Raw genomic sequence first — 12,226 nt, 5'->3', positions numbered from 1 at the left:
CGCGCCTCCTGCTGAGCGGATTCGCGACGATGGATACCACCGGCGCCCGCTCCCCGCTCAAACGCACGGTTGGCTCGAATCAGGTCGGCATGCGTCAATTCAACGAACGCATCGTGCTGCAGACGATCCGCCTGCACGGGCCACTGCCGAAAGCCGACGTGGGGCGCCTCACGCGTTTGTCGATGCAGACGGTGTCGATGATCGTCGACCGTCTGATCGACGACGGCCTGCTCGAAAAACAGGCGCGCGTGCGCGGCAGGATCGGCCAGCCGTCGGTGCCGATCGCGTTGCGCGCGGACGGCGCGTATACCATCGGCATCAAGGTGGGACGCCGCAGCCTCGACGTGCTGGCGATGGATTTTGCCGGCCATGTGGTGTGCCGCGATGTATTCGAGTATGCCTATCCCGACCCGCGCACGCTGTTTCCCGCGCTCGAAAGCAGGCTCGCGCGCGTCAAGCGCACGCTCGGCGCGAACGCCGCCAAGTTGGTCGGCGTGGGTGTCGCCGCGCCGCTGTGGCTCGGCGGCTGGCGCGACTTTCTCGGCGCGCCGCCCGACGCGCTCGACGCCTGGAACGAGATCGACCTGCGCGCCCGCATCGCGACCATGACCGGCCTGCCGGTGGAGTTCGCCAAAGACACCACCGCTGCCTGCGCGGCCGAACTCGTGATGGGCCAGGGCCGCGGCATTCACAACTTCCTGTATCTGTTCGTCGGCACCTTCATCGGCGGCGGGCTCGTGATCGACGGACGCTTGCATGGCGGCCCGCATGACAACGCGGGCGCCGTCGGTTCGATTCCGCTGCGCGACGGCAGCGCGCGCAATCCCGCGCGGCAATTGCTGCACGCGGCATCGGGCTTCGTGCTTGAAAAGCTGTTCAGCGACGCGGGCGCGTTGGCCGCCGCCGCGCACGATCATCGCGCGCTGTCGCCGGAGTTGTGGCGGCATACCGAGCAGTGGCTCGACAGCGCATGTCCGGCGATCGCCAGCGCGCTGACCAATGCGGCCGCGTTGCTCGACCTCGAAGCGATCGTTATCGACGGCGAATTCGACCGGCAACTGGTGCGCGAAATCATCCGCCGCACCGAGCGCGTGCTCGATCGCTTCGAATGGGAAGGGATGGTGCGTCCGCAATTGCTCGAAGGCGCGATCGGCGCCGATGCGCGTGCGATGGGCGGCGCGATTCTGCCGCTGTATGCGCATTTCGCGCCGGTGCACGAGCTGTTCCTGAAACCGGCGTCGGATACGGGTTATTGAGCGCTGCTCACAGCGTCCATCGCTGAAGGCAAATAACACGCAATCACGACGCTCACGCCATCACTTCGCCACCACCTTCGCCATCACAGCCGCCTTCGGCTTCGGACTATCCAGCAGCGGCTGCAACACGGGCGCCATCGACTTCAATAACTGCACCGACAACGCGCTGGTGAATTCATAACGCGCCGCATACGGTTCATGCACCCACGCAGTCAACGTGCCGTAGAAACGGTCACCCATCGCGAACACGAAGGTCGCGCTGCGGTTCACCTTGCGCGACTCGATCAGCCGCGCGCCTTTGGCATAGACATTCAACCGCTGGTCGCCTGTACCCGTCTTGCCGTACACCGCCAGCGTCTGACCGTCGGGGAACGTCATGCCTTGCGCGAGCCGCCGCGCCGTGCCGCCCGTCACGACATCGCGCAACAGCGTTTTCATCACACCGGCGATCTCCGGTGACAACTGCTGCTCGGGCGCGACCGCCGCGCGCTTGAAGTGGGTTTCGTACGGCGTGTCTTTCGCGAAGTCGAGTTGCGTGAGGCTTTCGGTCGGCACCTTGTTGCCGTCGTTGGCAATCACGCCGATCAGTTGCGCGAGCGCGGCAGGCCGGTCGCCCGATGCGCCGATCGCCGCCGCATACGAAGGCGTGAGCGTCGTGAAAGGATAGCCGAGCGCCTGCCACGATTTGCCGATCGCGTCGTACGCGCGCAGTTCCACCATCCGCTTGATGCGGCGATCCTGCGTGGCGTGATAACGCGTCTTGAAGAGCCACGAATAGGTCGACAGGCGCACGTCACGGCTCGCTTTCTGAATCTCGTCGAGCGTGGCGGCAGGATGCGCGCGCAAATAGTTGAGTGTCCACAGTTCGAGTGGATGGACGCTCGCGATATAACCGCGATCGTTCAGATTGAAGCGGTCGATCGCATACTTCGAGTACAGGTTCGCGAGGTCTTCATCGTCGAGCATCGACGCGGCCGGGGTGTTCTTCAGCGCCGCGCGCATCTGCGCGTTGAACCACGCATTCGATTCGTCCGGTGCGACGCTGCGCAACACGGTTGCCACCTTCGGCGGCGACTTGCGCACGCCGAGCACCAGCAGCGCCAACGCCTGATCCGGCGTCTTGCCGTGATACTTCGTGTAGAAACGGTTCATGTACACGCGGCTTTCCTGATCGGCGAAACGCGTCAGATACATCTTGCGGATCGCCGGATCGCCGAGCCATTGTGCCGAGGGCCCAGTCGTCTGCACCATCTCGTAATGGACGATGTCGCGCATCAGCCGCACGAACACCAGATTCACCGAATGCTGGAATGCGCGATGCACGGTCAGGATGCGGCTGTTGTCGTCGGACTCGAAGTTGTTGAAGGTCTGGGCGCCGCCGCCCGTGTAAAACGTTTCGCCGGGGCTCGCCGAGTACTTACGCTCCACGGCCGCATCGAGCATCGCCTGCAACGAGCGGTCCGAGGTGTGCGCGAGATATTCGAGCGCCCAGCGCGTCAACTGGTCGGTCGGATCGGGCTTCACGGCTTTCAGCTGCGCTGTGCTCAGCGGTGCATAACGCGCGTGCAGGTCGGAGACGATCTGCAAATACGTGACCAGGGTACGCATTTTCGCTGTCGAACCGAGGTTCAGGCGGGAGCCGGAGTTGATGTCGAACGGCTGGTTCACGCTATCGGTTTGCACCCGCACGAGGTTCGCGCCGTCGCGCCGCTCGAAGAGCGTGAAGCTATAGGCGATTTTCGACGGATCGTCGGACGGCCGCAGCATTTCGAAACCGACGAGTCCCGCGGCTTTCGCGCCGTCGCGCGTCGAGGCGGCCGCGAGCCGTTCGCTGACAGCCTGCTGCACGGCGTTGTCAAGCGTGCCCCTCGCCTCCAGATCGAGGCGGTCGAGTTCATAGAAACTCGGAATGCCGAGCGAGGCCAGCAGATGCGAGCGCATCGACGTGACGGCCTTACGCGATACGAACGAGCTGGCGCTCTGTGTAGCGACCGGCGCGCGATGCAGTTCGACCTGCGCGGACAGCGCCGCATCGCGTAACTCACCCGACACCACGCCGCCGCTCGCCAGCAAACGCAGATAGCTATCGGTCAGCCGTTCGAGTTCGCCATAGCCGCGATGCAGAAAATACGACGGCGCGCGTTGCGCGATCATCAGCGAGAGCACCTCGCGGAACGCCTTGCCCTGCTCCGCCAGGTTCTGTGCAGTCGAAGACGCATTCAGCAGGCGGTTGACGTCGCCGAAATCGCGTCCGTACCACGCGGCGAGACCGTCGCCGATGCCGTTGATTTCGCCGATCCCCGGTTGCGCAGCGAGCGGCACCGAGTTCAGATAGCGGACCACGATCTGCTGCCGCGCGGGCAGCGTCTGCGGACCATTCATATACGCTCGCACCGACGCCGATGCGATCTGCCGCAATTTCTCCGGTGGCGTCGCCGTGCGGCCGCCCGCGGAGTGGCGAAATTTTTCGATCTGCGTGGCGAGCGTGCTGCCGCCAGGCGCAGGCTGATGGCTGTTGAAAACGCGCACGCCCTGGTCGACCAATGCGCGGCTAAAGCGTGCCCAGTCGATCGCCGGATTGCGGTTCGGCTGATTGGGATCGAGCAGATAGCGGTCTTCGATGAACAGCAGCGAGTTCACGATGACCGGCGGGATCGCGTCGAAGCTGTCGTACACGTGGCCCGGAAAGCGGGCGTCGAAAAGCGGCGCGCCGGTGCCGTCGAAAAGCTGTAGCCCGGCAATGTCTTTTTCGGCGTATGGCAGGAATAGACCGTTATCGGCCAGCGACAGCATCCGCTCGGAATCGCGTGCCTGCGCGCTGATTTCAAACCCGCGTTTCAGCAAACGTTGCTGGATCGACGGCAGCAGTGCATAGCCGAGCCGGCTGTCGTACGGGCCTTTGTCGGCTTGGGGAAAGCGGATCGAATGACTGGGACCGTCGGCGACGGAATAGCCCACGTCGCGAGTCAGTTCGGAGAGGTAGTGCGCCTGCAGCCGCGACGTTTCGATCTCGAGCTGCACGAAACGCGCCGCCCATGCCAGCGCGAGCAGCAACGCAGCCGCCAGCCCCCATTTGAACCACTTCCGCACTGGTGTCGTGCCGGCCGCGCGAAGCGGAAACCGAAGCAGTGGCCGATTCATGGCTGCTCTCCCCGAGCGATCGCCAGGCTTCCTAACCCGGCTGACTTCGAAGCAGTGTAGCGCGGAACCTCGGGTCGCCATGGGTTCGGATTAACCCGACAGTGTCGCGGCTACAACACATCGTGGCGGCACATGGCAAAACGCGAATTAGCGTGAGATATTGAGGGTCTTCCACGCGCCGGAAACGCGCCGCTTCAAGCGGCTTTGCGCTTTTGCGCCGCCCGTCTCCGCACGGGCGCGGGCGCTGGTGTGTGCTCCAGCGCCTCGTCGCACAGCAACCCGATGAACTGTTCGGCCGGCGACGACAACACGCCGCCTTTGCGCGTCACCACGCCGAAGGTCTGTGACGGCGACTTGAGTTTGACGGGCACCAAGCGCAGCATCTTCTGCCGGACGAACATCGCGGCAATTGCGGTCGGCAGCAGGGAAACCAAGTCGGGGCTGCTTTGCAGCAAGGCGACCGTAACAAACGTGGAGGCCGTCGAAATCGCGTTGTCCGGCATGTCGAGACCGGCGAGATCCATCTCCCGTTCGAGTAGCGCGTGCAACGGCATGTGCGACGGATACATCACCCAACGGTGGCCGGCCAGATCGCGCAACCGCACCTCTTTCTTCGGCAACGGCGGATGACCGTAGCCCACCACCACCGACAACGGCTCGTCGCCGAGCGGACGGTACTGATACTTCGACGGGTCGGCCGCCACCGCCGCGCGGCCGATCACCAGATCGAGCCGGCCGTCGTCGAGTTGCAGCAGCATCCGCGCGCTGGTGTCTTCCATCACTTCGATCGACAGATTCGGCTGCCCCGCATGCAGCCGGTTCAGCGCCGGCACGACGCACTCCGGAATTGCGCCCATGATCGCGCCCACCGCAAGCCGGCCGCCGCGCCCCGAGCGTATCTCGGCGACGTCCTGGCACAACGCGGTCAGGTCCGTCGCGACAAGGCGCGCGTAGCGGATCACGCAGTGGCCGAGCTGATTCGGGATCATGCCGGTCTTCGAGCGTTCGAAGAGCGGCGCGTCGAGCATCGATTCCAGCTCCTGCAGCGCCTTGCTCGCCGCCGATTGCGTCATCGACATTGCGCCAGCGGCTTTGTGCAGCGACTTCAGGTCGTCGAGCGCGATGAGCAGTTGCAGTTGCTTCATGCGTAGTTTCGACAGCAGGACGTTCAGAGTGTCTTTCATGGGACAGGTGCGAGTTTTCAGGAGGTGAGTCGTAAAAGCGATCACAAGATGGAAACAATTCAATATACCTGCGGCGCAGGCCGCCGTATAGTCGGCGTTGGAGACATTCAAACAGCTTCACCGATCATCCAAGGACAACGACATCATCATGACCCAGGCATCGCTTCCCACCGCATTGCGCGGGGTGTTCCCCGTCGCGCCGACCATCTTCGACGACGCCGGCCGGCTCGACCTCGAAGGCCAGAAACGCTGCATCGACTTCATGATCGACGCGGGTTCGAACGGACTGTGCATTCTGGCTAATTTTTCTGAGCAGTTCGCCCTGTCCGACGACGAGCGCAATACGCTGATGCACGTCGTACTCGAACACGTCGCGGGCCGCGTGCCGGTGATCGTCACGACCACGCATTTCAGCTCGTATCAGTGCGCGGAACGCAGCCGCAGCGCGCAGGCCGCGGGCGCCGCGATGGTGATGGTGATGCCGCCGTACCATGGCGCGACGATCCGCATCGGCGAGCGTGGCATCTATGAGTTCTATCGTACGGTGTCCGATGCAATCCAGATTCCGATCATGATCCAGGACGCGCCGGTGAGCGGCACGCCGTTGTCGGCGCCGTTTCTCGCCCGCATGGCGCGCGAGATCGACAACGTGTCGTACTTCAAGATCGAAGTGCCGCAAGCCGCGAACAAGCTGCGCGAGCTGATCGAACTGGGTGGCGATGCGATCGTGGGTCCGTGGGACGGCGAAGAAGCGATCACGCTGATGGCCGATCTGGATGCTGGCGCGACCGGTTCGATGACCGGCGGCGGTTACGCCGACGGCATCCGTCTGATCGTCGACGCCTATGCGGCCGGCGATACCGAAGCGGCCGCCGCGCACTATCAGCAGTGGCTGCCGCTGATCAACTACGAAAACCGCCAGGGCGGGCTTGCCTCGTGCAAGGCGCTGATGAAGGAAGGCGGCGTGATCCGCTCGGATGCGGTGCGCCATCCGCTGCCGGCCATGCATCCGGCCACCCGCGAAGGCTTGCTGAAAGTCGCGCGGCGGCTCGATCCGCTGGTGTTGCGCTGGGGTCGTTAAGAGGCGCTTGTCGGGCGTTTGTCCGGCATTTGTCGAAACGCGGCCGCGAATCCATTCCGGTTCGAACGCTTGCCAGGCACTCGGCAAGTGTTCGAACCTTCACAGGATGAGCGCGACGCTCAAGCAACACATCAAACCCGCCCGCGATGCTTTGTCCGTCCTGCATCGCGTGGCTCCGTCGCCGGTCGTCGATTCGAGCCCGTGCAACGGCACTCTTCTGCCTGCGCGCACACCCCGTGTTCTTGCTATTCGGGTAAGCCGCAACGCTTCGTTTGCGTTCGAGAGGTCGCACGTATAAGCGCAACACCAGCCTCCGTTGCCTCTCTGTTGCCCCGCTGTTGCCCCGCCGTTGTCCTATACACATTCCATCGCCACACGGATGCACGCCGCGCGAAGAATCCACATATATGGCCGGGAAGAATGTGAGTAACATAGGCCCGCAAGCCCACCCGACTTCTTTCCATGACCGCCGATCCTCGAGATCTGACGCCGGAAACCCTCGCCGAGCTGCTCGAACGCATTGCCAAGGAAGATGCAGCGGCATTGCGCGAGCTCTATGAACTCGCCGCCCCGAAACTGTTTGGTCTCGCGCTCCGTATATTGACCAGGCATGAGTGGGCCGAAGAAGTCTTGCAGGACAGCTTCGTCAATATCTGGCGCTTTGCCGGCGACTATCGCCGCGCACTGTCCGCACCGATGACGTGGATGTCCGCGATCGTCCGAAACCGTGCTCTCGATCACCTGCGACGGGTCACTACGCAGGAAACGGAATGGAGCGATACGTTGGGCGATCTCGTGGCAAGCAGCGATCCGGATCCCGAAGCGTTGACCGCGGTCAGCTTGCAGGCACGCCTGCTGGCCGGCTGCATGCAGCAACTGGAACCGGCGCAGCGTCAGGCGGTGGCGCTTGCCTACCTGCGCGATCAGAGCCATAGCGAGATCGCCGACACGCTGAGGGTGCCGCTCGGCACCCTCAAATCCTGGATCAGACGCGGCCTCGCCAAACTGAAAACCTGTCTGGGAGGCGAGGAATGAATCTGACTCGCTATCCTAAGCTCGTCGATCTGCTGGCCGCCGAGTACGTGCTCGGCACGTTGCGCGGCGCCGCCCGGCGGCGCTTTCAACGGTATGCGGATCGGGACGCGTCGATCCGCACCGCGATCGACGCATGGCAGCGGCACCTTGCGCCGATGGCCGAACTCGCCGAGCCGCGCATGCCGCCGGCGGCCGTGTGGGAAGCGATCGAGCGGCATCTCGGCCTGAGCGCCGCGCGCGAAGCCGCGCGGCCGCGTAGTGGACTGGCAGCGCCGGCGCGTGCTTCGCGCGGACTATTCGACAACCTCGCGTTCTGGCGCGGGTGGGCGATCGGCGCCACGGCGCTCGCCGCCATCGCCGTGGTGGTCGCGGTGCGCGCGCTGTTGCCGGCCGCGACAGTACCGACAGTACCGACTGCGCCGACACCTGCGCCGACCATCGCGCAGAAACCGGCACCGTCCGTGTCGCATGTCGCCGTGATGAACAGCACGGACGCGCGTCCGGTCATGCTGGTCGCGTGGGACGAAGGCCGCTCGACGATGACGCTCCAACCGCTCGGCAAGGTCGACGTGCCGGCCGGCCGCACGATGGAGCTGTGGGGCATTCCGGCGAGTGGACATCCGGTGTCGCTTGGCTTGCTGCCGGACAGCGCGACCGGCACGGTCACCGCCGGTCAGCACAAGCCTGAGAATTACGAGGCGCTTGCGGTATCGATCGAAGCGCCGGGCGGCTCGCCGGATCACGATGCGCCGAGTGGTCCGGTCGTGTTCACGGGCAAGCTGCTGCCGGTGTCGTAAGCCGGAGGGTTTAGCGGTGTGGCGAGGCCGGCGTTCGCTGTATGCGGATGCCGGCCCTTTGTTTGGAGTGTTGAGTGTTGAACGCCCGAGCGATGCCGCGACGCTGTGCTCCTTCGTTGTCACTCCACTCAAGCGCAACTGGACGCCAGCGCGCGATTGCCGCTACCCTTAGCCCCATGCAAAGCTTTTACGAAGCCACCGTGACGCGCCCATCCACCTATGCGCCGCTGGCCGGCCAGCGCAGCGCCCATGTCTGCCTCATCGGCGGCGGGCTGGCCGGCTTGTCGACGGCGTTGGGACTCGCGGAGCGCGGCGTCGACGAGGTCGTCGTCCTCGAAGCGCAGCAGGTGGGCTTCGGCGCGTCGGGACGCAACGGCGGCTTTGTGTTCGGCGGCTACAGCCTCGATTGCGCCGACCTGCTGAAGACCCTCGGCCCCGCTCACGCCCGCGAACTCTATACGCTGACCACCGACGCCGTCGATCTGATGCGCCAGCGCATCGCGCGCTACCGGATCGATTGCGATGCGACCGATGCCGGCGTGATCCTCGCGAACTGGTTCGACGAACCGGCGCGCCTCGACGCGCAACGGCGCCTGATGCGCGAATCGTTCGGCGTCGAATGGGAACCTGTGCCGGCCGCGCAACTCGCTTCGCAGTTGAAGACGCGCCGCTATCACGGCGGCCTGTTCGAGCGCAACGCGTTCCACTTTCATCCGCTCAAATATGTGCTCGGCGTCGCCGATGCCGCGGCGCGCGCCGGCGTTACGATCGACGAGCACTCGCCGGTGGTGCGCCTGCAGCGCGCGGGCGCCGGCTTCGTCGTGCACACGCCGCAAGGCGCGCTCGACGCGCGCCACGTCGTGATGGCGGGCGGCGGCTATGCGCGCAACGTCTACGCGCGCGTCGAGCGCGCGGTGCTGCCGATCGCCACCTACGTGATGGCGACCGAACCGCTCGGCACGCGCCTGCACGATGCGATCGACACGCGCGCCGCCGTCTACGACACCCGCTTCGCGTTCGACTACTACCGGCCCTTGCCCGACACGCGCATTCTGTGGGGCGGCCGCATCTCGGTGCGCGAGCGCTCGCCAGACACTATCGCACGACTGCTGCGGCGCGATCTGCTCAAGGTGTATCCGCAATTGCGCGACGTGCGGATCGAGTACGCCTGGGGCGGCCTGATGAGCTACGCACGGCACAAGATGCCGCAAATCGGCCGCAGCGCGGACGGCGTCTGGTATGCGGTCGGTTTCGGCGGACACGGCATGGCGCCAACCACCATGTCCGGCGAACTGCTCGCGGCGGCCATTGCGGGCGAGCGTCCGGTGCCCGACGCGTTCGCGCGCTTCGGCCTGACGCCCGCCTTCGGCGCGCTCGGTCTCGCCGCCGCGCAACTGACCTACACCACGATGCAGACGCGCGACGCGCTCGCCGCGCGCCGGGCCGCGCGCCCCGTCGTGTGAACCATCGCAATACGCCGCCACTTATGCCCGGGACCCGCGCCAGAGGCCAGTTTCGCCATGCTAGAATGCGCCGTCACTGCCGCTCGAATACACAATGAAAAAGGGAAGCAAGGCCGCCGAGCCTGATACCAACGGCATCCCGTCCGATACGCCGCGTGGAGACGCCCGGCGCAAGTACGACCCCGAACAGACGAAGCGCAACATCCTCGACGTCGCGACCCAGGAATTCTCCGCGATGGGACTGACGGGCGCACGCGTCGACGCGATCGCGGAACGCACGAACACCACCAAGCGCATGCTGTACTACTACTTCGGCAGCAAGGAAGGGTTGTACCAGGCCGTGCTGGAAAAGGTGTATGGCGACATTCGCGCGCTCGAACAGGATCTGCACGTCAGCGAACTCGATCCGGTTGAAGGCATGCGCGCGCTGGTCGAATTCACGTTCGACTATCACGACCGTCAGCGTGACTTCGTGCGCCTCGTGACCATCGAAAACATTCACGGCGCGAAGTACGTCGAACAGGTGAAGACGTTCAAGGGCCGCAATGTCACCGTCATTCACACTATTGAAGATCTGCTCGCGCGCGGTATCGCCGCGGGACAGTTCCGCAGCGACCTCGATCCGATCGATCTGCATCTGCTGATCAGCTCGTTGTGCTTTCACCGCGTCGGCAATCGCCATACGTTCGGCACCGCGTTCGGCCGCGATCCGTCGCATCCGCGCCTGCGCGCAAGGCATCGCGCGATGATCGTCGACGCCGTGCTGCGTTTCGTGCGCAAGGACGATTGAAGCGGGCGCCTGAATCGCTATCGGCCTGTGTTAGGCCAGCATGAAAATGAAAACGGGACGTGGGCCGAAGCCCACGTCCCGTTTCTCATTTGGCTAGTGAAGGCCGTTCAATCCACCAGCACGATCCGCTTGATATCGCCGACGATAAAGATGTAAGACAGCGCGCCGATCAGTGCGACCGCGCCGATGAACACCAGCGCGCCGACGAACGAGCCGGTTGCCGCGACGATGAAGCCCACCACCAGCGGCGTAATGATGCCGGCCAGGTTCGCGGCGAAGTTGAAGATGCCGCCGGTCACGCCGAGCAGCCCTTCGGGCGCGATATCCGACACGAGCGTCCAGCCCAATGCGGCCATCCCCTGTGCGAAGAACGCCACCGACAGGATCGCGATCACCACCACGTTGCTCTCGACATAGTTGGCGAGAATGATGGTTGACGCGAGCAGCAGGCCGGCGATGATCGGCAGTTTGCGCGCGACGTTCGGCGAGATGCCGCGGCGCAGCAGCCAGTCGGAGAACACGCCGCCGAACATCACGCCAATCGACGCCGCGATGAACGGCATGATCGCGAAGAAGCCGATTTTCAGCCACGCCATGTGACGCTCGGTGGCCAGGTACGTGGGAAACCAAGTGAGGAAGAACACCAGCGTCGAATTGCCCGCGAACTGGCCGAGGCAGATGCCCGTCAGTTGACGATGCTTGAGCAGGCGTCCGATGGTGCGCCATTCGAAGCCGCTCTTCGCAGGCGCCGCTGCCACATCGGCGCTCTTGCGGCTATGCGTGAGACCGCCGCCCGCTTCGATATAGTCCAGCTCTTCCTGATTGGCCGACGGATGCTCGTGGGGCTCGCGATAGAACATCCACCAGACCAGCCCGAACACGATGCCCACGCCGCCCACCACATAGAACAGCGAACGCCAGCCGAACGCGCCCATCAGCATGAACAGGAACGGGCTGAAAAACGCGAGGCCGATATATTCGCCGACGGTGTACGTGCCCGTCGCCATCGCGCGTTCGCTTTGCGGGAACCAGGTGGCCACCACGCGGCTATTGGTTGGAAAGCAGGGCGCCTCCGACACGCCGAGCCCCAGCCGAAACGCAAACAGGGCGCCGATACCGTGCACCAGACCTTGCGCGAGCGTGCACAGGGACCAGAGCGTCATCGAGAGGAAATAGGTCAGCTTGCTGCCGAAGCGGTCGAGAAACAGGCCGCCCGGAATTTGCGCGGCCACATAGCTCCAGGAGAAGACGGAGAACAGCAGCCCCATCATCGCGGCATTGATGCCGAGTTCCTTGGTCAACTGCGGCGCCGCGATGCCGAGCACCGTGCGGTCCAGATAGTTGATCATCGTGCCGACTGCGAGCAGTCCGAGAATCTGATAACGGGCCTTCGAGCGGCGCGCGGGGTTGACCGTGGCGCCCTTCTGATGGGGCGTGCCGGAAGAAGTCGATTGAATTGGTTGCGACATGTCGAGCTAG

Annotated in this window: 9 protein-coding genes; 6 read left to right on the top strand and 3 right to left on the bottom strand. The window is 64.5% G+C overall.

Annotation, left to right across the window (positions count from 1 at the left end; all coding sequences use genetic code 11):
- The first annotated feature begins 29 nt into the window (after positions 1–29).
- Complete coding sequence (locus tag HV770_RS08785; RefSeq protein WP_175159029.1) at positions 30–1,256, top strand: ROK family transcriptional regulator; 1,227 nt, start codon at positions 30–32, stop codon at positions 1,254–1,256.
- 60 nt (positions 1,257–1,316) lie between these two features.
- On the opposite strand, the gene HV770_RS08780 is transcribed toward HV770_RS08785, so the two are convergent.
- Together HV770_RS08780 and HV770_RS08775 are read right to left on the bottom strand one after the other, a co-directional pair.
- Positions 1,317–4,397, bottom strand: a complete 3,081-nt coding sequence (locus tag HV770_RS08780; protein ID WP_175159028.1) for a transglycosylase domain-containing protein — start codon at positions 4,395–4,397, stop codon at positions 1,317–1,319.
- 194 nt (positions 4,398–4,591) lie between these two features.
- A complete protein-coding gene (locus tag HV770_RS08775) occupies positions 4,592–5,581 on the bottom strand; it encodes a LysR family transcriptional regulator (RefSeq protein ID WP_175159027.1) in 990 nt (329 codons plus the stop codon).
- A gap of 148 nt (positions 5,582–5,729) precedes the next feature.
- Here HV770_RS08775 and HV770_RS08770 point away from each other — a divergent pair, with 148 nt between their 5' ends.
- The 5 genes from HV770_RS08770 (at position 5,730) to HV770_RS08750 (ending at position 10,747) form a co-directional block, all read left to right on the top strand.
- Positions 5,730–6,662 (top strand): dihydrodipicolinate synthase family protein, encoded by a 933-nt coding sequence (locus tag HV770_RS08770; protein ID WP_175159026.1) that lies wholly within the window; start codon positions 5,730–5,732, stop codon positions 6,660–6,662.
- Between the two features lie 462 nt (positions 6,663–7,124).
- Positions 7,125–7,697 carry an RNA polymerase sigma factor gene (locus tag HV770_RS08765; RefSeq protein WP_175159025.1) on the top strand — a complete coding sequence of 191 codons (573 nt, stop codon included), beginning with the start codon at positions 7,125–7,127 and terminating at the stop codon, positions 7,695–7,697.
- On the top strand, positions 7,694–8,494 hold the full coding sequence (locus HV770_RS08760) for an anti-sigma factor (protein WP_175159024.1): 801 nt from the start codon (positions 7,694–7,696) through the stop codon (positions 8,492–8,494). Before HV770_RS08765 ends, HV770_RS08760 begins: the two co-directional genes overlap by 4 nt.
- Positions 8,495–8,670: 176 nt before the next feature.
- Entirely contained in the window at positions 8,671–9,957 is a 1,287-nt protein-coding gene (locus HV770_RS08755) for an NAD(P)/FAD-dependent oxidoreductase (RefSeq protein WP_175159023.1), read from the top strand.
- A 94-nt stretch (positions 9,958–10,051) separates the two neighbouring features.
- Entirely contained in the window at positions 10,052–10,747 is a 696-nt protein-coding gene (locus tag HV770_RS08750; RefSeq protein ID WP_175159022.1) for a TetR/AcrR family transcriptional regulator, read from the top strand.
- Positions 10,748–10,854: 107 nt separating this feature from the next.
- Here the strand turns inward: HV770_RS08750 and HV770_RS08745 are convergent, their stop codons facing one another.
- On the bottom strand, positions 10,855–12,216 hold the full coding sequence (locus HV770_RS08745) for an MFS transporter (RefSeq protein ID WP_175159021.1): 1,362 nt from the start codon (positions 12,214–12,216) through the stop codon (positions 10,855–10,857).
- Between the last annotated feature and the right edge of the window lie 10 nt (positions 12,217–12,226).

The sequence above is a fragment of the Paraburkholderia fynbosensis genome (genome assembly GCF_902859935.1).
Classification (GTDB): Bacteria; Pseudomonadota; Gammaproteobacteria; order Burkholderiales; family Burkholderiaceae; genus Paraburkholderia; species Paraburkholderia fynbosensis.
Note: the sequence above shows the minus strand (reverse complement) of the source record. Positions and strands in the feature narration are given on the sequence as shown.